The sequence below is a fragment of the Mucilaginibacter daejeonensis genome (genome assembly GCF_020783335.1).
Classification (GTDB): Bacteria; Bacteroidota; Bacteroidia; order Sphingobacteriales; family Sphingobacteriaceae; genus Mucilaginibacter; species Mucilaginibacter daejeonensis.
Genome location: NZ_CP086068.1, coordinates 3,865,328 through 3,889,253, shown reverse-complemented (window position 1 = coordinate 3,889,253; position 23,926 = coordinate 3,865,328). Strand labels below are relative to the sequence as shown.

Here is a 23,926-nt window from a genome sequence, read left to right as displayed (position 1 = left end):
GTGACGCGATCGTTATAATTTCACGATCAGCCCCAATAACAACTGGTAACCCGTACTCCGGGCGCCATTGAACTGCGTGATGCTTTCATTTCCATTGGCCAGGTAAAGCTTATCCGTACCGTTGCCGGTCTCTCGTTTAAAGCCATATCCTCGCAGATCGATCGATAAGTTTCGGTTCAATTCATACATCACTCCGGCTCCTACAGTAAAGCCATAACCATTGGCCCGGTGCCTGAAACTGATTGGATGGGCAAATTCATTCACCTGATCCCAGTTCCCTACCGCATCATAACGTATCTGGTCATATTTTACGGTTCCGTGTAAGGTCAGCCTGGAGGATGCTTGAAACGCAGGAGCCACCAACACCGACGCTCCGCGCCAGCTATTTTGATAGGTGCTGTTGAGGTCGGTCCTGTTCACCGGGTCGGTCAGGTAAAGGTGCTGTCGATAGTCGTTGTACCCTGCGGAGATATCCATACGCCATCGGTCGGCAAGTGATATGCGGTAGCCGAGCATCAGATCATAAACCTTGTCGTTGCCTTTTTGCACAGGCAGCTCGATGCGGAACGCCTCTCCGGTACGGTCGTCGCCTGAATAGTCGGTATCGGTAACGGTGCCGCCCCTAAAGAGGGTATTGATGAACTTACCACTCACGAACCAGTGATCGGTGAACTGGTATCTCAAACCCACATCCAGCACCGGGCCTTTTAGCCCGGTCCATTTCAATTCAGACAGTATATTGGGCTTTTGTCCTTTTACATTACCGGCGATAGACCACGAAGTGTTCAATTGCGCATATCCACCCGAAATGGAAATGGTTAACCTGTCATTGACCGATCGGTGCAAAATATCTTGCGCGTTGGTAACCTGCGGGCACACCGCCGCCACGACCACCAGGCACACCACAATGACCCAACTGAATGAACGACCAAAGCAGGAAGACGCCAAGGCGTTCCTGCTTTGATAACGGCTAATATGAATATTGCCCCCAACCACAGCGATAGATCCAGTTTAGCTTGCTATGCGGGTATAGCTCAGGTCATCATAATAGATCAAACCATCAGATGCCGATTGCCAGTAAGTATCACTGCCGCCACGGAAAGTGTGGAAGGTGATGTTCTTGATCTTACGGAAGTTATCGTCGGTGGTCCAGCGCAACGTTTGGCTCAGCAGCGTAACACCATCGATCTGATACAGCACGCTGCCGTTGGTGCTGGTACCGGTATTACTTTTTACCCTGATCTTAACGGTGTACCAGGTGTTTTTGCTAAGCGTTTTACTCTGCTTGCCAAAGTTATTGCCGCAATTTTCGGGCATATCCTTGTAATAGACATACGGCCTGAAGTAAGGTGCATCATTGCTGTTATCGGTCTTGGTGCCGTTAGGGTTGTACCACATTAGGCGCGCGGTACCGCCGGTGCCATCATCGGCCTTGTTGCAACCGGTAAAGCCGTTACCGATGTGGAAACCGAAGCCTACCTTACCACCACGGCTCCAGTCAAAATTAGGTCCGAACCTTACCCGGAAGGTCAGTTCGTACTCGGTACCGTCAGACACATCGATATTGACGATGTTACCGTTCGACAGCGTATTGGCCGGTATGCGTATACGGCATTGCTCGCTGTAAATGTCGGCATTTTTCCAGGTGCCGCTGGCCAGCTGGCCCATATCGGCCTCGGCGGTCGACTGTGAATAAGTGCCGTCGCCATGCGCAAAGCCGGTCGACTTGCTCGAATAAATGGCGCGGGCCACGGTGGCGTCCTCGTCAACGATAGGGTTTTGTGTGTTAGCGTCCTTTTTGCACGCTGTAAAAAGCGCCGGAATAAGCACGGCTGCGGTAAGCGTGCGGGTCAAATGAGTTCTCAAGTTCATAATTTGTTGGTTTTTTAATAGTGTGTATCGGTTGAGTGTCTTTTAGCTTTTCTTTTCCTCCAGTATCTCGAGGTTCTCTTTGAGGTAGGCCATGTAGCGGGCTTTCAGGCCGGAATCATCAGGTAGGGAGTTGGCCATTGCCAGGGCCTTACGGGTATTAGGAGCATCTTTATTGAAGATAAAGCCTTCGGCCAGGTTCAGGTGCGCATAAGCCGATCGCGGGAATCGCTCAACACAGAACTTGAAGGCCTCCAGTGCTTTTTGCCGGTCATGCACACGGTGCAGCAAATTGATGCCGAACTGGCTCAGGGCGGCCGGACTCACATCGAATTTGCTATCAGCCTGTTGTTGAGCCGAGCGGTACACGGCAAAGGCATCGGCCATGTTGCCGGTGGCCGCGAGCGTTTTACCCATCAGTATCGATACCGGTACCTTGGGTTGAACCAGCGGCTTGCCCATGAGCCATTGCGCTAACGGGCGGCTCAATGCCAGCGGATCCATACCTGCATCAGTAATATTGCTGGCCACGGTTACACCAATCTTTTTACCAGGAATAAGTATCGTAGTGGTGCAAAAACCGCCATATTTGCTACTTTTCACGAACACCTGATCACGGTCGATCTGTTCAATGTCCCACCCGAAGCCGATGCCGCTACCCTTGCCAGTGTTGAACTGCATGGTCATGGCGCTGGCCAGGAGCTTGTCTGTCAGTTGTGATCCAGGTACAACGGAGGCCCGGTTCAGCAGGGTGAACATCCAGTTGGCCATATCGGTGGCCGAGGTGTGCAGGCCGCCGCTGCCGCCATTCTCACGGTTGTAGGGGTACAGGATGTCTTGACGGGTTTGATAGCTGAGCCAGTTGCTGGTGACAAAGGGCTGGGCGGTATTATTGGGTTTGATGAACGACGAATGCCGCATAGCGATCCCGTTCAATACCCGCTCCTGAACATATTTTTCAAAGGGCTGGCCGGTCACTTTGCAGATCATATCGGCCAGGATATCGTAGTTGTAGGGGGATCGTTTAACACGTGACCCAGGCACCTTAAAGTCAGGTTGCTGGGCGGCTATGCTGCGCGTGGTGGTCTCGGGAGCGTTGGGGGCAAAGGTGGGGTTATCCCACATGATGCTGTAATGCTGTATGCCCGAGGTATGAGTAAGCAGGTGCTTAACGGTAACGTTCTGGTAGTTGTCCCCACCCATTTTGAAGTAGGGCAGGTAGGTGATCACCGGCTTGTCAAGTCCGATCTTGCCTTCATCGGCCAGTTGCAGCACGGCCAATGCCAATAGCGGTTCTGATAGACTGCCGGCCATAAACGTAGTGTTAGGCGTAAAAGCCTTACCGCTGCTATCGGCATGGCCCATGGCGGTACTGAAGATGCTGTCACCTTTAACGATAGCCACCGAGAGGCCCGGCAAGCCGGCATTTTCATAATAGTTGTTGATGAAGTGTTGCAGGCTATCCCTTTGCTGGGGTGCAAATGCACTCGGGCGCGCCACGGGTAAGGGCTTTGAGCAGTTGGTGAGCACGGTCACAGCCATGAACAGGAACGGACACATGAAGTACCGCGCTATGGTCTTTCTTCTCATAGGTACAAGGATCAATTGGTATATACATGAGCTTGGTCGCGCATGCAGGGGCATGGCGGGTCAGGCGGTCATTTCGGCAGATCAGTAATGGATACCTGGGGGGATATCGGGTAATTGGTTACGACCAAAATAATGGATAATTCAACCCAATGTCAAGAGGTTTTACTAAATAAAATACTGATATACAATGTATTGTAAGGATGGTGATACGGTTGATGAACGTTCGGCTTAACACTGATAATGCTGCATTTGAAGCAGAAAGCATCGTTTTGACCTGAAGCTGCGATACGTTAAAAGAACATTGAAAAAAGATGGATCCCTGGTGAGATCAGGTAGTAAAAAGCGGGATCATTGATCTTTGACCACACCGCAAAGTTGTAGGAAGAAGGTTGCGGATGATACCCCGGTTCAAAAAGTAGTTAACACACCAAGAGGCTTGTCCTTATGCAGGAAAGCCTCTTGACGGTCATTTATTATTAAAAGTAAAGATCTGGTGAGCTGAGCAGCAGGTCAGGCCCTGGCGATCAGTAAAAATACGATGGCTACCAGCACCAGGCTCAGCCACGACCATACGGGTTTGGCTTTTCCGGCGGTCTCGAATTTGTATCCTGTCCAGTATTTTTTTCTTCTGTAACCTGGTATATTAGCTGTTTTAGAGATGATCGGTCTTTCAGTGTGCGTTATCATATATCACGGGCATATCATTCGCATTATTGTACGATGCATTTTCCGAAATGTTTTGGAGTGTTGTTAATGTTAATATGGGCTTCATATCAGCATAACAAGCCTGAACATGGTCAATAATGGTTGGTTGATGAACAGTAATTAATGAGTATTGTTTCGGCTTATTTTAAAATAATAAACGGCCTTAGCGGCTTGCAATGGTCATCCGGTAACGTTTGATGATAAGATAGGCCACCCAAAGGCCGATAATGGACGCACTGACGAACATCGGGAACACACTTTTTGCATGTGGATGGGTACGGTATAAATAGATAGCGATCGCAAAGCCGATAGCGGCCACGATCAGTCCCACGGTTATCTGGAATTTGGAAGGTTTAACGGTCATTATATATTGTTTAGGGTCAGTAAGTTAGTAATTTTCTGTATTTCCTTTATCACCTTTTTACAACCTGCAGAAGTAGGGTTCTTTCAACAAAAAAGCCCCGCATCATTGCGATGCGGGGCTTAATAGCATATTATACTTTATGGAACCATATTATTTAGCCAGGCCAGCTTCGGCCAATAAAAGCAGCAAGGCGCGTTGGGTGGCCTGGTAGGCTTTGCCATCATCCAGGAACCACTCGCCCAGGGCATGTGCCCCGCCCGAGCGGCCGCCGCTCCCTATGGTCACAGCAGGTATTCCTTTCGAGATCGGAATGTTGGCATTGGTCGAACTGACGCTCAGGCCCGGTTCCACACCAAAGTAGCTGGTGGCGGCAATGGTGCGCTGCACGAATGGTGTGTTAGGATCGCCTGAACCTGATGGACGGTCACCCACCATTTTAACCTCTACGGTAAGGTCGGGGCCGCGCATCTTCATGGCGTTCTCCTCTTTTAAAGCTTTTTGTACGGCGGCTTGTAACAGCTTATCCATACCGGCCACCCGTTCGGGGCTTTCTGATCGCATATCCACCTCCATCCATGATTCAAATGGGATCGAGTTCACCGACGTGCCACCGCCGATCACGCCCACATTGTAGGTAGCGCGTACGCCGGGTGTGCGCACCAGTTTGTCGGCATCGGTGGTCCAGTAATGGATGGCGCGGCCCAGTGCATTATGCGGATTGGCCAACCCGAACGCGCCCGACGAGTGTCCGCCCAAACCTTTGTAAGTGATCTTATAACGGTGCGATCCCAAACCGCGATGAACGATGCTGTTCAAACCGGTGCCATCTACCGCTATATAACTATCGATCTTGCCGGGGCCTTTATCGCTGAACAGGTTCTTCACGCCACGCAGGTCGCCCTGGCCTTCCTCGCCCACGGCACCAATAAATAACACATCATCATCGGTCTCGATCCTATTCATCTCCACCGTTTTGAGCACGGTAAGTACTACGGCCAGTGCGCGGGTATCATCGGCTATGCCTGGTGCATATAAGGTATCGCCGCGGTGCTTGATCTTCACGTCGGTCCCTTCAGGGAACACCGTATCCAGGTGGCCTTCCAGCACTACGGTACGTTTGCCTTTTTTGCCCTTACGTTTAGCGATCACGTTACCCACGGCATCTATCCAAACCGAGTCGGCACCGGCGGCCTTCAACATCTCGGCATATTTTTTACCGCGCTCGGTCTCTTTGTAAGGCGGTGCAGGTATCTCGGTGAGCAGCACATGGTCCTTCAGGGTTTCGGGCTGTAGGTCAACAATGGTTTGGAACGCTTTTTTGACCACCGGCTTGCCAGCCAGTGCGTCGATCTGCTGCGTGTAAGCTTTGCCGGCCGTTGCTTTGGCGGGTTTGCCTGAATCCTCTTGTGCAAGGGCGGTAGTGCCCATGCCTAGTAAGAGCAGGCTGGTAAGTAAAGATCTGTTCATAGTATGCTTAGTTAGTTTGGAGTTAATGTTAAGCGTAGATGCGATCACATGGTCTCCACCTCGTCGGGGTGGCGTGGGTGCCAAATAGCATAGTAGTAAATGAGGCAGGCCAGGCCCGAAAGGAAGGGGATGAGCGCCAAATGCTTGTAAGTGACCGTACCGAATACGATGCGAGCATCAAAGTGCAGGAACTCGCTGATCATCCAATACGAGTTGGCCGTGATCCACAGCGTGATGGCCAGGTTATGGCAAAGTTCGGACATCATGCCCCGCGTACGGTAAGCGATCACAATGGAAATGAGCAGCGTTGGGAAGATCATGATGATCCCTAACGGCTGCCAGATCAGGCACCAGCCAATATCCTTAAGCAGCCAGAAAACGATATGCAGGTTCTCCATTTTGCGGTACTTGAGGGGTATGCTGTACTGATCCATTCAGCTAAAATAAAAACATTGGGCAACTTTTGAGTGGGTGCCCACACTGCGGATGGTATAGTAACAAGATCTTTATGTATAAAAAGCTACATTTGATCAGTATCACTCCTTAACACCGTGCAGTACCTGTTCATCATCGAGATATTGGGCACCATAGCCTTCACCATTTCTGGCGCGCTGGCCGCTATTGAAAAAAAGCTCGACCTGTTCGGCGTGTTAACGCTGGGCTTTGTGACCGCCATTGGCGGCGGTACCATACGTGATGTATTGATCGGCAATACCCCCGTAAGCTGGATGCGCGACCTGACCACCCCGCTGGTGATCCTGGGCGCCGGACTATTCACCATGGTGTTTGGGCGCTACCTGCAAAAGCTGCGAACCACATTGTTCCTGTTCGATACGCTCGGGTTGGCTCTGTTCACGGTAACCGGGATGAAGAAGGGGCTCGACCTGGAGTTGAACCATGGGATATGCGTGGCGCTGGGTACCATTACCGGTTGCTTTGGCGGTGTGCTGCGCGATACATTGACCGGACAGATCCCCGCCCTGTTCCATACCCGCGAGATATACGCCACCGCCTGCATACTGGGCGGTAGCATCTATTTTGGCAGCCTGCACTTTTTACCTGCACAAGCCGCCGAGACCATAGCTATCGTAGTGATCTGCACTACGCGCTTGTTGGCCGTACGTTACGATTGGAAATTGCCCATGGCGAAGCCCCTGTAGTTATGGTATCGGCAAGAGAACCAATGATCAAGGCTGCTTGTCTGCATCATTCAGTGATCCGTTGAACAAATACTGGTTAATACCTTTCGTGTAACTATATATTCCGGGTGTGTTCTGATCGAGCGTAAATATCTTATGCTGAAACTTACTGGCTTTGAAATACGAATCAATAAAAAAATTGATCAGGATAGCGTTATCGTTGCGCCATTTGAACAAAGCAACAACGGTTGGTTCGTACGTAAGGCTGGCGGCATTCACAAAAACGGTATCGCTAAGCCGTCCGTTATCGAGTTGACCGTGGATCTTTGCGTCTTGTATCGCATTGCTGTTCTTATCGTTGACCTGAGAGATGAGCTCAAAAAAGCTTTTCTTGTAATTATTCTGAATCTGATAGCTTGCGGTACCAGGGTATACACGCACCTTTTTAGAGAAATTTGATGAACCTCTTGTCATGGTTATGGTGAAGATGCCACCCTTTGCATAGCTATGTTGGGTAGTTCCTGAAGTGGTCCCATAATTTCCATCGCCGTAACTAATGGTATAACTTGCGCCGGAATTAGCGCCTGGAACTATCTGTAGTTCCTGACCAATGTAAACGTTCTGTGCACTTAACGTAAAGTCAGGGGCTACATCGTTGTCATCTTTTTTGCAACCGACCAAAGCGATCATCGCACACACTGTGACCAAAATTCTTTTCATGTGATAATTTTTATGTTGTGGTTAAATATACCACAGTAAATTAATTATTACAGAAAATAACTGCATCAGCAGTATAAGATATCAGTTACGAAGACGATCGAATGGCCTGTTGAAGTTAATTTAGAGCTATCTTTCCAAACCATCTATCAGTTTATAAAAAACGTTGAAAATGCTATGAAGATAGGCTGGGTCGGTCACTCCGTCGTTGATGTTTAGTTCGAGGAAGGGATATTCCACATCGTCCACCGTGCGGTGATGGATTCCGAGGTCAAAATCTTCTAACCCGGTCAGTACGCGGCGCACCTCGTCATCAGCGAATAGCTCCACCAGTTTTTCGCGGGCGTTGGTCTTGATCACCACATGATCGTCCAGTTCAGGGTAGCCGGTCACCACATCCTCCAAACCGAAGAACTTACCAATGCTGTCTAAAAAGTCCTCATCATGCAGCGCGAACCTGAAACCCGGGCTCACATGCAAAGGAGAGGTGATACGGGTAAGGGCCGAACCACCTTCAAAACCACCACCCAGGTCAATATCGATGTACAGCGCCACCCGGTGCTGGCCATCATCAAGCAATGCATCATAACCTAACACCTCACCGTCTACGGTAAGGTCGCGTTCAATGGTGTCCCATATCTCTTGTTTTGTTCCGGTGATGATCTTCTGCTCTTCCATAATGATGGTGTTTCTTGATTAACACCCTGCATCAAATAATGTTCATGGCTGGTTCTTCGGCATATTTTTGTAGCTTTCGGTGTTCGTAACTAATTCCCAACGGTCATGGTGGGAACCACCCAGAGATGCAGCAACGCTTAGTCAATATCACTCGTCATTTAAAGGCCGTTTTTGGCGGATCGATCGGTAACCTGGTCGAGTGGTACGACTGGTATGCTTATTCGGTGTTCTCGCTGTACTTTGCCGGGTCGTTCTTCCCCAAGCAAGACCAGACCGCTCAACTGCTCAACACGGCAGGTATTTTTGCCATTGGGTTTTTGATGCGCCCGGTAGGCGGATGGCTCATGGGCACCTATGCCGACCGCAAAGGCCGCAAGGCAGCACTGACGCTGTCGGTATTGATGATGAGCGCCGGATCGTTGATGATCACCATCGTACCTACCTACGGTGCCATTGGGCTGGCCGCACCGGCCATACTGGTACTGGCCCGTATGCTGCAAGGCCTAAGCGTTGGCGGCGAGTATGGCGCCGCGGCCACCTACCTGAGCGAGATCGCGCCACCTCACCGGCGAGGTTTGTATTCAAGCTTCCAGTACGTGACCACCACCATGGGGCAACTGGCCGCGCTGCTGATCCTCATGATCCTGGAGCGCTGGTTGCTAACGCCCACCCAGCTGACCGATTGGGGCTGGCGGATACCTTTTGGTATAGGTGCTGTGCTGGCCGTATCGGCCCTGTACCTGCGCCGTAGCCTGCAGGAGACCGACTCCTTCCGCAACGCAGAGGTGCAGGAAGAAAAGCGCGGTACCTTTGCCGAACTGCGCAAGTATGGCACCGAGGTAAGGCTCATCGTGGGCATCACCATTGGGCTTACGGTGTGCTATTATACCTTCTCCACTTATATTCAAAAGTTCCTGGTCAATACGGCCGGTTTCAGTAAGCAAGATTCGACGCTGATCACCACCTTGTCGCTCGTCGTATTCATGTTGGCCCAGCCTTTTGCCGGTATGCTGGGCGATCGGGTAGGGCGCAAACGTATCATGGTGATCTATGGCGTGCTTGCATTGATCACCACTGTACCTATCCTGATGTTGCTGGGTACCACCAAAGAGGCTTGGCAAGCCACCCTGCTGATCACCGCAGCGTTGTGTATCCTGAGCTTGAACACCTCGGTATCGGCCATCGTTAAAGCCGAATTGTTCCCCGTCAATGTGCGGTCGTTAGGCGTGAGTTTTCCTTATGCCTTCATCGTGGCCCTCTTTGGCGGTACCGCCGAGTACGTGGCCCTGTTGTTCAAGAAACTGAACTATGAGCAGGGCTTTTACTGGTACATCACGGCCTGTATAGTGGTGTCGTTAGTGGCGAGTATGCGGATGAGTGGGAGGAAGGTACAGGGAAGGATGTAAGCGTTTTTGCTTGTCGATCGTTCACGGCTTCTGGGCCGCGCGAAGCACACGCAGCACGCGTGCGCCAGCAAAAGAAGCGATCATGTTCTATTCCCCTCTTGAGAGGGGCAGGGGTGTGTCTATCAAAGCGAAAAGTTCTTTTGTGGTAAAGACAGAAGAACAAAGCCATAGCATAGCGGCGAATGAGCGCCACCAAGCGATCAGTGAACAACATGTTTGATTCTAACGAGGCTGCTTGTCCTCGGCAGAGATGGCTTTGTGCCTCGCCATGACGGGGTAGGAGATGCCTCGCCATGATGTGGGTGATACGCCTGTCATTTAAGGCCCTCCCTCCCGGGGAGGGTTAGGGTGGGGCTGTTTCACGCCTGTAACAAAATTCCCCAACTTTCCCCACTTTTCGTCATTGCGAAATTCGTAAAAACCCAACTTTTTTAAGAAAAAGCATACAAAAAGCCGAAATGTAACACCAAATTTAACAGTGAAACACCTGAATGTAACACTTGCAGCAGATTCTCCACGACCGATAAATTAAAACAAAGGCTGTTCTCATCGCTTTTTATGGAAATGATAATTGCAAAAAGCCATGGCAACAGATAACCAAAATAACGTACCCATCAACGAGGAAGAGGACCAAAAGGCATCGACCCGCGACCCTCAGGATACCACTTTAGGCTACACCCACGACACCGAGAACAAAGAGGCCGGTGAAATGGAAGCCGTTCAGCATGCCTACGACGCATCGACCCCATCTTACGAGCTGGATCTGGACAAAGGCATAGCCGATAAAGAAGAGGAATAGGTGAGGGCCAAGAGTTAAGAGCCAAGAATCAAGATGGATTCCTTGGAACTAAAAAAGGCGTATTCAGTAAAGAATACGCCTTTTGATATATCTGGGCTCCTGCTTGTTGGTTCTTGCCTCTATATTAATACTGCAAGAATGGATAGCGGTAATCCTTAGGCGGGTCGAAAGTCTCTTTGATGGTACGTGGCGATACCCAACGTAACAGGTTAAGCATCGAGCCGGCCTTATCGTTAGTACCCGAACCTCTGGCACCGCCAAATGGCTGCTGACCAACCACCGCGCCGGTAGGTTTATCGTTGATGTAGAAGTTACCGGCAGAGTTGCGTAAACGCTCGGTAGCTGTGGTGATGGCATAACGGTCTTGTGCAATGATCGAACCGGTAAGCGCATATGGTGATGTGGTATCGATCACTTCCATGATCTGCTCGTACTGGTCGTCCTCGTAAACATAAACGGTCAGTACCGGGCCGAACAACTCAGTGCACATGGTCACATATTTAGGATCTTGTACCTCGATCACGGTCGGCTCCACAAAGTAACCTACCGATTTATCATAACCACCGCCGGCAATGATCTGCACTGATGGATCAGCTTTAGCATCATCGATGTATTTGGCCAGTTTGTCAAAAGAGGCTTCAGTGATCACCGCGTTGATGAAGTTACCAAAATCTTCGGTAGGGCCCATTTTAAAGGTGGCCAGGTCGCGTTGCATATTCTCTTTCACCGCAGGCCATAACGACTTAGGTATGTAGGCGCGTGAGGCAGCCGAACATTTTTGTCCCTGGTATTCAAAGGCACCACGTAGCAAGGCTACACTAACCACATCGGCGTTGGCGCTTGAATGGGCCAATACAAAGTCCTTACCGCCGGTCTCTCCCACGATGCGTGGGTAGCTGCGGTAGTTGGCTATGTTGTTACCGATGGTCTTCCATAATTCCTGGAAAACGTGGGTAGAACCGGTAAAATGTAGACCGGCAAAGTCAGGATGCTTGAAAATGATATCGCCAGCCACCGGACCATCAACACTGATCATATTGATGACACCGGCAGGTAAGCCGGCCTCAATGAACACTTCCATGATCACGTTAGCGGCGTAGATCTGCGTAGGGGCAGGTTTCCAAACCACCACGTTACCCATCATGGCAGGGGCAGCGCAAAGGTTGCCGGCAATGGCGGTAAAGTTAAAAGGCGTGATCGCGAACACGAACCCTTCCAGCGGGCGTTGCTCCAAGCGGTTCCAGATACCTTTGCTCGATATAGGCTGCTCAGCGTAGATCTCGGTCATGTATTGCACATTGAAGCGCAAAAAGTCGATGAACTCGCAGGCCGCATCGATCTCGGCCTGGTAGGCGTTCTTTGACTGGCCCAGCATAGTGGCTGCGTTGATCTTGGCACGGTACGGACCGGCCAGCAGGTCGGCAGCTTTTAAAAATATAGCGGCACGCTGTTCCCATGGCAGGGCTTCCCAATCGGCCTTGGCGGCCAGGGCAGCGTCAATAGCAGCTTTTACGTGGCTGGCATCACCCTCGTGGTAAGTGGCCAGCAGGTGTTTATGGTCGTGCGGAGGATGTACTTCCAGCGTTTTGCCGGTGCGCACTTCCTGGCCACCAATGTACATCGGTATATCAATCACTTTGGAACGGCCTTCGGCCAGCGCAGCCTGCAAGGCCACACGCTCAGCACTTCCCGGACCATAGTTCAATACCGGCTCATTAACGGGGGCCGGCACATTAAAGAATCCTTTTAACATAGCTAAATCTTGAGACCGCAAAGATAAGGCTAAATGTGCAGATGTGCGAATGTGAGGACAGGCAGATACATCATCTTGACAATGCGATGCTATATCCTCGCCTCATAGTCATCACGCACGTGCTGACTGATGTAGGTGCTTAAGCCACGGCCTGCTTCGGCAAGTCGTTTCATGTCTTCAACGGCCACTTTGCCGGGCTTGTGGTAGGTGTACAGGTACATGTCGCCGCTCCTGAACTCCACAGCGATATGGTCAGTGCCTATGCGGTAAGCCACCACTCCGGAGTTGCCTGACAGGTCTCTGTAACGGGTCATAATAATAGTACAGCCCGGTTATTGTTCTGTTTTAGCTATTTCTTGGCTTCACCTGTCAATACGATGTTAGGGCGCGGCGGTGGTTGCATATCATCGCCAATGTAAAAGCTGGTATGTGGAGGCTGGTTGTAGGCCACATTTTGCCAGGCGATACTGAGGCGATATTGTGGGTCATGCATAAAAGTGTAAAAGCGGTTCCTGGCGGGTATGGTAGTGGTAAATATCCGGAGCTCCTTGCCGTCGCGCGTGGCGTATATGGCCTCTTCGCGCCAATCGCCCAAAATGTCGCCGCTCAATACTGGGTTTTGCTTAGTGCCGTTGTTGCTTACGCAGTCATATTTTGAGGCATCGAAGAGTACTTCAGCTTTTGAGTCCTGGTAATTCCATTTGGTGATGCGTGTTCCGTCGAGCAATTCGCTCAGCAGGTCATCATCCCAAAATATGCCAAAGTTCACTGACGGTGTACGGTCTGATATCTTGTTGCCTTTCACATCGAACATGCCACTGACCCCGGCGCCGGCCACCCATGATTCATAGCCCCTATAACGCGGGTCAACGTTCAATGATAATCCGCGGCCAGGTCCTTCGCCATCTTCACCGGCCTGTACCGATGCCTTTTTCCAAATGAACTCGCCTGTTCGGGCATCCCTGAAATTGGCACCGGCATCACCAAAACGTTCCTGTATATCGAACACCTCCAGGCCGGGGCGGTCGGGATTAAGGTCTGAAACGTGCAGCGCATCGGCATGCCCTGTTCCGGTGGAGTACAAACCCTGGCCATTATCGTCAAGCACCATGGCGCCGTAAATGATCTCGTCCTTGCCGTCGTGATCCACATCGGCAATGGTCAGGTTGTGGTTCCCTTGTCCACGGAAGGGCTTGTTCTTTGAATTGGCGTCACTATCAAATACCCAGCGTTGCTTCAACTTGCCTTGCTCAAGGTCCCACGCAGCTACTACGGTACGGGTATAATATCCACGGCACATGATCAGGCTTGGGTGCTTACCATCTAAGTAGGCTATGGCTGCCAAAAAGCGCATGCCACGGTTACCATAGCTATCGCCCCAAATAGCTTTTATCTGCTCCGGAGTGGGTTCCTGTGTGTCAGGGTGAAGAGCGGGTACATAATTGGTAGTATTGATGGCGGCTCCGGTGAGCCCGTTGAAAACGGTCAGGTATTCAGGTCCGCGCAAAATGTGGCCGTCCGCGTTGCGCCAGGTCTTGGTGCTGTCGCCGATCACGTTGCCCTTGCCATCAATGGTACCGTCCGCAGTTTTGCAGGCCACCTCGGCCTTGCCATCGCCATCAAGGTCATACACCATAAATTGGGTGTAATGAGCACCTTCGCGTATGTTGCGACCCAGGTCGATGCGCCAAAGCATGGTGCCATCAAGTTTGTAGGCTTCTAAGATGGGGTTGGAGGTAATGCCTTTGTGCGAATTATCATGACCACGGCCTACCTGGTGTAAAATGATCTCGTATTCGCCATCGCCATCAAGGTCGCCTACAGAGGCATCGTTAGGGTGGTAGCCAGCCATAGTATTTAACGGAACGGATAGGTAAGGCTGATCACCAGCACCAACCTTTAAAAGGAACGGGGCGCTTGCCTCGCCTTCAACGCCGTTGATCACCGGCTTCACAAAATAGCTTATGATAGCGGTGGTATCGGTGAGGTGGTCGGTGTGATCGGTGGTCTTGGTCAATGGTCGGTCGTTGAGCTTCACAGTCGCTTTGCCTGGGCTGCTGCGATAAAGGTTGAAAGCGATATCGATAGGGTCGGTGCCTAACATGCGCCAGCCTATATAGATGTTGCCATGGCCTTTGTTGATGGCCACCACCCCGCGGCCAAGCCTTTCCATGGCGCGTTGGGCTAATAGGGTAGAAGTTGTGCAGGTGAATATGAAAAGTAAGATCGCGGCTGATCTTAGTAGTGATCTCATCGATGTAAAATAGTTGTTCGGTTTAAAGCTATAGGTAGCAGAGGTAGCAACCGTGATGCACTGTCCGGTTCTTGTGTAACGATCGCGAGATAAGATCTGACGCCCGTTGCAGGTCGGGATCAAAAAACACGCAGGCTGTGTGTATGTTATGCCATTTAAGTTTTATTATTGCATCATATATTATTGATACGCATATGTTAAAGGTCAACAAAAGCCTGATCCTGTTCAAGGTTATGATGTACATGATGTTGTTTGGTGCCAAAGCGCAAACCGCACAACTGGATGTTGACCGCTTATATGCCAAATACAAAGGGCAGACCGAAACAGTGATATTTGCCGGCGACCGCGAGATCAATGCCCACGTGCTGATCAATTACAATAGCCACAACAAGCCTTACCGCATCATCATTTATGGTGAAACGGCTGCCGACGCCGCTATGGAATCGCTTATCGGCGATCTGTGTGCCGCTAAAGAAAAAGCCGGTTACAAACGTGTTCCGCATACTACGGTGGTCAATTTTGATCAAAAGGGAGCATATGAAAATAATATAGAGGTTCGTGCTTATGAAAAGGGTTCACAGTATGCCAGGTACGGCATCAAAGAAGCCGAGAAACGTAACCAGGCTCTGCAAGAGAATACTACCGAACGATACTCAAGCGACTTTTTTTACTTCGAAGTGGGTGATATGACCCGCAAAAAGAACCGTAAGCCCGAGAAGTTCGACTTCTGACCTACAGGTGTGCTCAACTCATTGATCTGTAATATTTGTTAAGCAAAACTTTATTTTTACGAAAGATCGGCGATCATATTATCTATCTGTTACAATATTTTAGATAGTTAGGCGGTTATGCTGTATATTCGAACAGTGTTCAACAACATGCACAAGGTCGTTACATGAAAAACATCTGCTTCATCATCATTGGTTTTTTATTGATCAACGTAGCTGTGGCTCAAACCAAGACTGCTGGTCCGGAACTTGATGTTGACCGTGTATATAACTTGTATAAAGACACCAGCGATATCGTGATCAAAACGGGTGGCAAGGAGATCAAAGCTAAGATCAAAGTGAGTAAGAACGCTTATGATAAACCTTACTCAGTGATCTGCTACGGCGAGGCCGATGCCGATATGGATGAGGCGTTGCAGAAGTTAAAAATAGATCTGGGTGTGGCCAAATTACAGGCCGGTTATAAGCAATCACCTGGTACGTTCCCGGTAACTTTTAACCCTACCGGTAGTTATGAGCATGTGATCAAGATCTCGTATTTTCAAAAAGGTGGTCAGTCGGCTAAGTATGGCATACAAAAGGTGATGTATAACGATCAGGATGTGAACGGCCTGCGATCACCCCGCCACGTGAGCGATTTCTTTTATTTCGAGGTGTGTGACGAAGGTCGCCGTAACGCCTCTAAGGCTGAGGATAAGTTCGTTTTCTAAATAAGCCTCCTTTCCTGACTTTCTTTCTGTTCAAGTAACCGGCGCTTATTGCGTCTCCCATCCGTAATTACGTATCTTTAGCGGTCCAAAATCGATTATGAAGTATTTGCGGTGGTTACTACTCCCTTTCTCCATAGTTTACGGCCTGGTGGTGATGATGCGCAACTGGCTGTATGATGCCGGGCTGTTCGAGAGCCGATCGTATACCAAGCCGGTGATCAGCGTAGGTAACCTTGATGTTGGGGGCGCAGGTAAAAGTCCCATGACCGAATACCTGATCAGGATGCTTAAGAACGATCACCGTTTGGCTACCCTGAGCCGCGGTTATGGCCGTGCTACCAAAGGCTTTGTTTTGGCCGATGCGATCACGGGTGCCACCGAACTGGGCGACGAACCGGCTCAATTCAAGCAAAAGTTCCCTGATGTTACCGTCGCCGTTTGCGAGAAACGCACCGTAGGCATTGAGCGGTTATTGCCACAGCACGATGTGGTGCTGCTTGATGATGCTTACCAGCACCGCGCCGTTAAGCCGGGGTTCAGCCTTTTGCTTTTTGATCACGGACGGCTAAGCGGGCCGCAGCTATTACTACCGGCAGGCAACCTGCGCGAGCCGTTCGTGGGCCGCTACCGCGCCGATGTGCTGGTGGTGACCAAGTGCCCGGCTAATCTTACCGAGGTGCAGCAGCAAAAAGCTTTGCAAAAATTAAAACCTTTAAGCTACCAGCAGGTATACTTTACGTCCATCAGCTATATGCCTTTGCAGGATATATATGGTAAAAGGAAAGGTGAACTACCGCCCGCCGGAAGCAAGATATTTGTGCTGACGGGTATTGCCAACTCCGATCCGCTGATCGGTCATTTAAATTACTTGCAGCTTGAGGTGGTGCATCATAATTATCCTGACCACCATCAGTTCAGCTTAAAAAATATTACTAAACTTGCAGCAGATCTGCAACATAACGCCCCGCCGGGCACCATGGTCATCACTACCGAAAAGGATGCCCAACGCCTGCGCCAGCCCGAATTATTGCCGCATGTGGAGGCTTTACCTATCTATGTGCTGCCTATCGGTGTTATGTTCTTGAACGATGCTGAAAAGCGATTTAACGAAACCATACAGAACTATGTTAGACAGTATTGAACGTACCGCATCCTATATAAAAAGCCGCATAGGCGACTTTGAACCCGAAGTTGGGATCATTTTAGGCACTGGCCTTGGCGGGCTGGTAAAAGAGATAGCCGTTGAAAAGCAGTTACCTTATTCCAACATCCCGGGCTTTCCTATATCAACGCTGGAGTTCCACTCGGGCCGTTTGATATTTGGCGAACTGGCCGGTAAAAAAGTGGTGGCCATGCAAGGCCGCCTGCACTATTACGAAGGTTACAGCATGCAGCAGATCACCTTCCCGGTGAGGGTGATGAAGATGCTGGGCATTAAAACCCTGTTCGTATCCAACGCCAGCGGTGCGCTTAACCCGGCCTTTAAAAAAGGCGACCTGATGGTGATCGATGATCACATTAATCTGCAGCCTACCAACCCGCTGGTGGGTACCAATCATGACGAGTTAGGCCCACGTTTTCCAGACATGAGCGAGCCTTATGACCTTGGCCTGGTACAAAAAGCATTACAGATCGCTGCCGACAACAATATTACCTGCCATCGAGGAGTTTATGTAGCGGTTATGGGACCTAACCTCGAGACCAGGGCCGAATACCGTTACCTGCGCATCATTGGTGGCGATGCCGTGGGGATGAGTACCGCACCCGAGGTGATCGTGGCTAACCACATGGGTTTGCCGGTGTTCGCTATTTCGGTATTGACCGATGAGGGTTTCCCTGATCAGTTGAAGCCGGTATCGATAGAGGAGATCATTGAGGTGGCCAATAACGCCGAACCTGATCTGACCTTTATCATGAAGGAACTGATCGCAGGATCATAGCCCACTACTGATCCTCCCCGGTGGGGAGATACATAATGAATTAGATGCCAGCAAGGTTCTCTCCATTACGAGAGGACCTTGCTGGTTCACAGATACACTCAATGCTCAAAGGGCTGAAATACTTTTTTTTAACGTTGCTGCTGGCCGCGCTGGGGCATACGGCATTTGCACAGATACCTGATGTGCCTTACGGTACCGATACCTTGCGTGGTGCGCGCCCGGCGCAATCCATCGATAGCGTGCGCAAGCGATTGGAAGGTGATAAGGATACCGTGATCTACAGTGCCAAGTATGTGAAGGTGACCAATGAGCGTTTACTCAACGATAGTACGCAGGTGTTCCCTATCGATACCGGCCTCACCAACTTTGAGAACTACACTGCGCTGATGCAACCGCGCAGTCCGCGTATCCACTTAGGTAATACGGGTTTGCCGCAACGCGCATTACTCTTCGAGCCGGCCAAAACGGTGGGTTTCGATGTTGGCCTGCACTCGCTTGATGTGTACATGATGGGTCCGCAGGATGTCAATTACTACCGCGCCAGGGTGGCTTATACCAACCTTTCCTTCTTTAGCGGCGCATTCAGTAACTCCAATGCAGATCAGGTGTTCAGGATGGTGCACACGCAGAACATCAAGCCTAACTGGAACTTTACGGTCAACTTCAACAATACCGGGTCGCGCGGTTATTACCGCAGGCAGAACGTGAGCGACCTGAATGCGGCCATCTCTACCTGGTATGAGTCGAAGGGCAAGCGATATAACTTGTTAGGGACTTTGTTCTTCAACAACATCCGCACCCCGGAAAGTGGCGCCATATTGAATGAAAGTGTATTCACCACCGGCTCGCTTGATAAGCAGCAGGAAGCCGTACGATTGAACAACTCGTACACCAATCACCGCAATAATGGTTTCTATCTGAAGCAATTCTATTACGTGGGCCGCATCGATACCATACAATCGGCCAGTAAGGAGGTAGCCAAGATATTGCCTACCCAGCGCGTGGCTCATACCTTTTTCTACAACATTCAAAAGTACAGGTTCAGGCAAAACGAGCCAGATACGTATAAGGCCTTCCCTGATTACTATTTTAACAACGACATCTCGCAGGATTCTATCGCGGTCACCAGTTTCCGTAACGAGTTCTCGTACAGTTTTTATTTGAGAGGCCGCTCGGTAAGCTTTGTGAAGAACGAAGTGAAATTGGACGTTGGTCTTACCCACGACCTGTTCCACTTTAACCAGTACGTGAACGACTCGCTGGTGAACAACCTGCGTGATCAGGTGCGCCGCGTGCAGGGCAAGACCTACCAGAACATCAAACTGAACGCTAAGTTCAGCTACCGCTTCAGCGACCGCGTATTGCTTGATGGTGATTTCCAGCAGGTGGTGACCGGTTATAACTTTGGCGATTATTTGTACGATGCCAAGCTTACCCTGGCCGGCGGTCAGCGTGCAGGCAAGATCATTTTAGGGGCCTATGCTCAAAATAACGAAGCCCCGCTGATCTTCAAGAACTGGATATCGAACCACTACGTTTACACCAATACCGACATAGGCAAGCAGCAGATCAATAACTTCTCTTTCAATTACATCAATGATAAATATAAGTTCGATGTAAAGGCCGAGTACTTTTTGATAAGCGGTTATCAGTACTTCGCCTCACAAACCCCGGGTGGGATAGACGCAGCACCCGCGCAGCTCAATTCGCCTATGAACCTGCTCAAGCTTGCTGCCGGTAAACGTTTTGACTTTGGCCGCTGGCATTTTGAGGATTACCTGGTGTACCAGCAGTCTGATTACCAAAGCACTATTCGTACGCCGCAGCTGTACAACTACTTTAATTTCTGCTACACCAAAATGTTCTTCAAGGTACTGGATGCTGCCATGGGCGTTAACGTACGCTACAATACCCGTTACCAGGCGCCTAATTACGCCATTGGCATAGGTCAGTTCTATAACAGTGCCGACCTATCGTTCTATACCTACCCGGTGATCACGCCGTACATAAAGGCCACGCTATTCCGTACCAACCTTTTTATCATGTATGACTATGCCAATCAGGGCCTGCAAAGCAACGGGTACTACACCGTGAACCGCTACCCCATGCCCGACAAGCAACTCAAGTTCGGTGTGAGCTGGACGTTCTATAATTAAAAGCTGAGGTTCGTTGATCTGCTCCTAAGCTAACTTCTGTGATAGCCAACGGAGATAAAGTATATAGCCCAAAAAAGGTAAGAATATGATGGCTAATAACCATAGGGTGTACTGCGTGGTCGTAATGCGAGCATCTCTTACCACATTACTAACGCAATATCTGACAATGATGTAAAGATAAATGACCAGTAGGACAGAGAGGATGTTCATAAGGCGGCTGTTTTATTCAATGATAAATATCTTATTCGATATTATCAAATACTTGCCCATTTCATCAGGTCTTCTGCTTCTTTTTCTTGGCAGCAGGGAACAACACATTGTTAAGGATCAACCGGTAGCCGGGAGAGTTGGGATGCAGCTTCAGGTCGGTAGGAGGATCGCCAACTGCGTGTTGATAATCTTCGGGATCGTGGCCGCCATAAAAGGTCCACTGCCCTTTACCGAACTCGCCATGAATGTAGCGGGCCTCATTTCTGGTCTTCATCTCGCCCATAATGGTCACCCCCGGTTTAATGCGGTTCTTGTTATAGGCGGTGGTGAGGCCCATAAAGCCCTTGATCACCTTGTCGTGGTTCTGGGTAAGCATACTGGGCACTACGTCCCATTTGGCCGAGAAATCGAATAGGGTAAAAAAGTCCTGATCGCGCTGCACCTGGCGGGTCATGGTCATATCAATGTCGCTAAATTGGTGCGACATTGGGTTCATATCCAAATTGAAGTTCTGGAACGCGAACGTTTGTCCGAAGTCGAGTTTGCTTTGCGCCCGCTGATCGGCCGCATCACCGTCGAACATGCTTTCGCAAATGTCAGTGTTCGATGCCGCGGCCGCTATATCGAACGTGTCGGTACCCGAACACATAGCGAATAAAAAGCCTCCATTACTACAGAAATCATGAATGTGCTGCACCACGGCCAGCTTCATTTGCGACACCTTTTTAAAACCTAATTTATGCGCCATGGCCTCCTGGCCGCGTACATCATCCTGGTACCATTGCTGGTAACGAAAGTTGCTATAAAATTTACTGTACTGACCCGTAAAGTCCTCATGGTGCATGTGCAGCCAATCGTATTTGGAAAGGTCGCCACGTATCACTTCCTCATCATACAATACATCATAGGGTATCTCGGCATATTTGAGTACCATGGTCACGGCGTCATCCCAGGGGAGTTTGTTCTTGGGAGAGTAAACGGCCATTTTGGGCGCTTTTTCCAACTTCACCACATCCATGTTCACGGAGGCCTCGCTTACTTCGGTCAGCACGCTGTTCACCTTGGCATCGGGCAATACCTCGTAGCTTACCCCACGTATCTTACATTCATCTTCCAGAGGTTTGCTGTACTTAGACAAGAAGCTACCGCCCCGATAGTTGAGCAGCCAGTTCACTTCCTCTCCGTTCTTAAGTGTCCAAAAGGCGATGCCGTAGGCTTTCAAATGGTCCTTTTGCACCGCGTCCATAGGTAACAGGATAGACGATGCCCTGCCAAGCAGGGGCATGAGCAAAAGCACGAAAGCAGTAAGTAACCTCATACCGGATCGCTAAATATAACGATAGATCACATAAACTATTATAAGTTCACGGTAATGGCCAAAATGTTTAACTTTGCCATCTTTATAAAACTCAAAAAATTATGAGCAAAGCAATAATGAGAACCGAAAAAGGTGACATGACCATCGAGTTTTACGATGCTGATGCCCCTAACACCGTGGCTAATTTTATTAACCTGGCTAAAGAAGGCTTTTACAATGGTGTTACCTTTCACCGTGTGATCCCTAACTTTGTGATACAAGGCGGCGACCCTACCGGTACCGGTGCAGGTGGTTCAGGCAAACGCATAGATTGCGAACTGACCGGTGGTAACCAATACCATGACCGTGGCGTACTGTCAATGGCGCACGCTGGCCGTAACACCGGCAGCTCACAGTTCTTTATTTGCCACAGCCGCGATAACACCGCTCACCTTGACCGTAACCACACTTGCTTTGGCAAAGTGATCGATAACGTAGAGGTAGTTGATGCTATCCGTCAGGGTGACAAGATCACCAGCGTAGAAGTAATAGAAGAATAGATAAAGGCCGTTGGTGGCCTTGACACAGAGCAGCAGTTCTTTGACTTGGGCCACCGACCTTTGAACGTTAACATAAATGAACTTACAAGCGATCGTATCAGTAGCCGGCAAACCCGGTCTGTGGAAGGCACTGGCACAGAACAAGACAGGTTTTGTGTTGGAAAGCCTTGATGACAAAAAAACTAAACTGGTAGCTAACCTGAGCACCGCCAAGCTGGCCGCTTTGGATGAGATCACCATTTTTGGCGACTACGACGATATCAAACTGACCGATGTTTTTGAGCGCATCAAAACAGCGGCCAACGTACCTGATGCCAAAGCAGATGGTAAAGCACTCCGCGAATTCTTTAGAGAGGTAGCACCTGATCACGATGAAGAGAAGGTATACGCTTCGGACATGAAGAAGATCCTTTCATGGTACTACATCCTGAAGGATATGCCGATCTTTGTTACCGAAGAGACCGCCGCACCGGTAGCAGAAGAGCCCGCTGTTGAAGAAGCTCCTGCCAACGCAGAACCCGCAACTGAGGAAGAAGCTCCGGCACCGGCCAAGAAAAAGAAGGCCGCAGCCAAAAAATAAGCAAAAAGCCCCGAACATCACGTTCGGGGCTTTTTTATGATATGGATCTAAAGGGTACATTGTTTAGCCTCACACTGTTCGGTAGCGAACTCAGGCTCAAATGTGCTATGGTGGATATCCAGGTGCAGCAATCGGTGCCGCAGGTCGTTCTTGATCTGGTCAAAGTTGGTGAACTGGTCGGGCGGGATCACCAGGTGGGCGGTAAGCGCATTCTCAGTAGTGCTGAGCGCCCAAACGTGTAAGTGATGTACATCAAGCACTCCCTTGGCTTTGAGTAGCTCAGATCTGATCTCATTGATCTTGATACCGTCGGGTACCCCGTCAAATTCCAAACGAATGCTATCCATCAGCAGGCGCCAAGTACCCAGCATGATCACCACCACGATAATGAGGCTAACCACGCTATCGATCCAGTACCAGTGGGTAAAGTAGATGATCAACCCCGATACCACCACACCTAACGATACCAGTGCATCAACCGCCATGTGCATGTAAGCGCCTTTAACGTTGAGGTCCTTCTCTTTGTCCTTCATGAATAGCCATGCGGTAACGCCATTCACCAATATTCCGGCAAAGGCTACCCAGGCCACAGTAACACCCGGTATAGGCTGAGGATGCCCGATCCTTAAAATGGCCTCATAAGCAATGATACCTACTGCTGCTACCAGTATCACCGCGTTAAGCAGTGACACCACGATGGTAGAACGCCTGAAACCATAAGTATAAGTATCACTCGCCTTCATTTTAGATAGCTTGAAAGCCAATAGGGCGAGGGCCAGGCTGGCTACATCACTCAGGTTATGGCCAGCATCGGTCAGTAAGGATAGCGAACCGTAGATCAATCCCACCGCAGCCTCTACCACCACAAAGGCCGAGTTGAGCACGATGCCTACGATAAAGGCAGTGTTCAAATGATCCAGCTTTTGCGGACCGTGGTCATGATGGTGGTGTGCGTGCGAATGATCGTGGCCCATGTAGTAAAGTTAGCTATTATTTCATTAAGC

The 23,926-nt window shown here is 50.0% G+C and carries 24 protein-coding genes; 10 read left to right on the top strand and 14 right to left on the bottom strand.

The window, feature by feature from the left end; all coding sequences use genetic code 11:
- Positions 1 to 12 precede the first annotated feature (12 nt).
- The 7 genes from LLH06_RS16555 to LLH06_RS16525 form a co-directional block, all read right to left on the bottom strand.
- Positions 13 to 948 carry an outer membrane beta-barrel protein gene (locus LLH06_RS16555; protein WP_228170406.1) on the bottom strand — a complete coding sequence of 312 codons (936 nt, stop codon included), beginning with the start codon at positions 946 to 948 and terminating at the stop codon, positions 13 to 15.
- A 63-nt stretch (positions 949 to 1,011) separates the two neighbouring features.
- Positions 1,012 to 1,872 (bottom strand): polysaccharide lyase, encoded by an 861-nt coding sequence (locus tag LLH06_RS16550; RefSeq protein WP_228170405.1) that lies wholly within the window; start codon positions 1,870 to 1,872, stop codon positions 1,012 to 1,014.
- 42 nt (positions 1,873 to 1,914) lie between these two features.
- The gene (locus tag LLH06_RS16545; protein WP_228170404.1) at positions 1,915 to 3,459 is read right to left on the bottom strand and encodes a serine hydrolase domain-containing protein; all 1,545 of its coding nucleotides are present in this window, start codon (positions 3,457 to 3,459) and stop codon (positions 1,915 to 1,917) included.
- Between the two features lie 510 nt (positions 3,460 to 3,969).
- Positions 3,970 to 4,146: a hypothetical protein gene (locus LLH06_RS16540; RefSeq protein WP_228170403.1), complete on the bottom strand. Its 177-nt coding sequence runs from the start codon at positions 4,144 to 4,146 to the stop codon at positions 3,970 to 3,972.
- A 181-nt stretch (positions 4,147 to 4,327) separates the two neighbouring features.
- Positions 4,328 to 4,528: a hypothetical protein gene (locus LLH06_RS16535; protein WP_228170402.1), complete on the bottom strand. Its 201-nt coding sequence runs from the start codon at positions 4,526 to 4,528 to the stop codon at positions 4,328 to 4,330.
- A gap of 150 nt (positions 4,529 to 4,678) precedes the next feature.
- A complete protein-coding gene (locus tag LLH06_RS16530; RefSeq protein WP_228170401.1) occupies positions 4,679 to 5,995 on the bottom strand; it encodes a M20/M25/M40 family metallo-hydrolase in 1,317 nt (438 codons plus the stop codon).
- A gap of 44 nt (positions 5,996 to 6,039) precedes the next feature.
- Positions 6,040 to 6,429 (bottom strand): hypothetical protein, encoded by a 390-nt coding sequence (locus tag LLH06_RS16525; protein ID WP_228170400.1) that lies wholly within the window; start codon positions 6,427 to 6,429, stop codon positions 6,040 to 6,042.
- Between the two features lie 117 nt (positions 6,430 to 6,546).
- Between LLH06_RS16525 and LLH06_RS16520 the strand changes: the two genes are divergently transcribed.
- Positions 6,547 to 7,155 (top strand): trimeric intracellular cation channel family protein, encoded by a 609-nt coding sequence (locus LLH06_RS16520; protein ID WP_228170399.1) that lies wholly within the window; start codon positions 6,547 to 6,549, stop codon positions 7,153 to 7,155.
- A gap of 27 nt (positions 7,156 to 7,182) precedes the next feature.
- Here the strand turns inward: LLH06_RS16520 and LLH06_RS16515 are convergent, their stop codons facing one another.
- Entirely contained in the window at positions 7,183 to 7,854 is a 672-nt protein-coding gene (locus tag LLH06_RS16515) for a hypothetical protein (RefSeq protein ID WP_228170398.1), read from the bottom strand.
- A 126-nt stretch (positions 7,855 to 7,980) separates the two neighbouring features.
- Positions 7,981 to 8,529, bottom strand: coding sequence for a hypothetical protein (locus tag LLH06_RS16510; protein ID WP_228170397.1), 549 nt, complete (start codon positions 8,527 to 8,529; stop codon positions 7,981 to 7,983).
- Positions 8,530 to 8,654: 125 nt separating this feature from the next.
- Here LLH06_RS16510 and LLH06_RS16505 point away from each other — a divergent pair, with 125 nt between their 5' ends.
- Together LLH06_RS16505 and LLH06_RS16500 are read left to right on the top strand one after the other, a co-directional pair.
- Complete coding sequence (locus LLH06_RS16505) at positions 8,655 to 9,935, top strand: MFS transporter (protein ID WP_228170396.1); 1,281 nt, start codon at positions 8,655 to 8,657, stop codon at positions 9,933 to 9,935.
- A 583-nt stretch (positions 9,936 to 10,518) separates the two neighbouring features.
- Positions 10,519 to 10,734 (top strand): hypothetical protein, encoded by a 216-nt coding sequence (locus LLH06_RS16500; RefSeq protein ID WP_228170395.1) that lies wholly within the window; start codon positions 10,519 to 10,521, stop codon positions 10,732 to 10,734.
- A gap of 124 nt (positions 10,735 to 10,858) precedes the next feature.
- Here the strand turns inward: LLH06_RS16500 and pruA are convergent, their stop codons facing one another.
- The 3 genes from pruA to LLH06_RS16485 all read right to left on the bottom strand — a co-directional run bounded on the left by pruA (position 10,859) and on the right by LLH06_RS16485 (position 14,741).
- Entirely contained in the window at positions 10,859 to 12,487 is a 1,629-nt protein-coding gene (gene pruA, locus LLH06_RS16495; protein ID WP_228170394.1) for an L-glutamate gamma-semialdehyde dehydrogenase, read from the bottom strand.
- 89 nt (positions 12,488 to 12,576) lie between these two features.
- On the bottom strand, positions 12,577 to 12,801 hold the full coding sequence (locus LLH06_RS16490) for a hypothetical protein (protein ID WP_228170393.1): 225 nt from the start codon (positions 12,799 to 12,801) through the stop codon (positions 12,577 to 12,579).
- Between the two features lie 35 nt (positions 12,802 to 12,836).
- Positions 12,837 to 14,741 (bottom strand): rhamnogalacturonan lyase, encoded by a 1,905-nt coding sequence (locus tag LLH06_RS16485; RefSeq protein ID WP_228170392.1) that lies wholly within the window; start codon positions 14,739 to 14,741, stop codon positions 12,837 to 12,839.
- Between the two features lie 194 nt (positions 14,742 to 14,935).
- Between LLH06_RS16485 and LLH06_RS16480 the strand changes: the two genes are divergently transcribed.
- The 5 genes from LLH06_RS16480 (at position 14,936) to LLH06_RS16460 (ending at position 20,275) form a co-directional block, all read left to right on the top strand.
- Positions 14,936 to 15,472, top strand: coding sequence for a hypothetical protein (locus tag LLH06_RS16480; protein WP_228170391.1), 537 nt, complete (start codon positions 14,936 to 14,938; stop codon positions 15,470 to 15,472).
- Positions 15,473 to 15,636: 164 nt separating this feature from the next.
- Complete coding sequence (locus tag LLH06_RS16475; protein ID WP_228170390.1) at positions 15,637 to 16,179, top strand: hypothetical protein; 543 nt, start codon at positions 15,637 to 15,639, stop codon at positions 16,177 to 16,179.
- A gap of 97 nt (positions 16,180 to 16,276) precedes the next feature.
- Positions 16,277 to 17,320, top strand: a complete 1,044-nt coding sequence (gene lpxK / locus LLH06_RS16470; protein ID WP_228170389.1) for a tetraacyldisaccharide 4'-kinase — start codon at positions 16,277 to 16,279, stop codon at positions 17,318 to 17,320.
- Positions 17,304 to 18,119 carry a purine-nucleoside phosphorylase gene (locus LLH06_RS16465; RefSeq protein WP_228170388.1) on the top strand — a complete coding sequence of 272 codons (816 nt, stop codon included), beginning with the start codon at positions 17,304 to 17,306 and terminating at the stop codon, positions 18,117 to 18,119. The genes lpxK and LLH06_RS16465 overlap by 17 nt, the downstream gene beginning before the upstream one ends.
- Before the next feature lie 101 nt (positions 18,120 to 18,220).
- Positions 18,221 to 20,275, top strand: a complete 2,055-nt coding sequence (locus tag LLH06_RS16460; RefSeq protein ID WP_228170387.1) for a putative porin — start codon at positions 18,221 to 18,223, stop codon at positions 20,273 to 20,275.
- Positions 20,276 to 20,549: 274 nt separating this feature from the next.
- On the opposite strand, the gene LLH06_RS16455 is transcribed toward LLH06_RS16460, so the two are convergent.
- Positions 20,550 to 21,731 (bottom strand): asparagine synthetase B, encoded by a 1,182-nt coding sequence (locus tag LLH06_RS16455; RefSeq protein ID WP_228173305.1) that lies wholly within the window; start codon positions 21,729 to 21,731, stop codon positions 20,550 to 20,552.
- A 173-nt stretch (positions 21,732 to 21,904) separates the two neighbouring features.
- On the opposite strand from LLH06_RS16455, the gene LLH06_RS16450 reads away from it, so the two are divergent.
- Positions 21,905 to 22,342, top strand: coding sequence for a peptidylprolyl isomerase (locus LLH06_RS16450; RefSeq protein WP_228170386.1), 438 nt, complete (start codon positions 21,905 to 21,907; stop codon positions 22,340 to 22,342).
- A 76-nt stretch (positions 22,343 to 22,418) separates the two neighbouring features.
- The gene (locus LLH06_RS16445; protein WP_228170385.1) at positions 22,419 to 22,922 is read left to right on the top strand and encodes a DUF5606 family protein; all 504 of its coding nucleotides are present in this window, start codon (positions 22,419 to 22,421) and stop codon (positions 22,920 to 22,922) included.
- Between the two features lie 47 nt (positions 22,923 to 22,969).
- Here LLH06_RS16445 and LLH06_RS16440 read toward each other — a convergent pair whose 3' ends face one another.
- The gene (locus LLH06_RS16440; RefSeq protein WP_228170384.1) at positions 22,970 to 23,896 is read right to left on the bottom strand and encodes a cation diffusion facilitator family transporter; all 927 of its coding nucleotides are present in this window, start codon (positions 23,894 to 23,896) and stop codon (positions 22,970 to 22,972) included.
- Positions 23,897 to 23,926 lie beyond the last annotated feature (30 nt).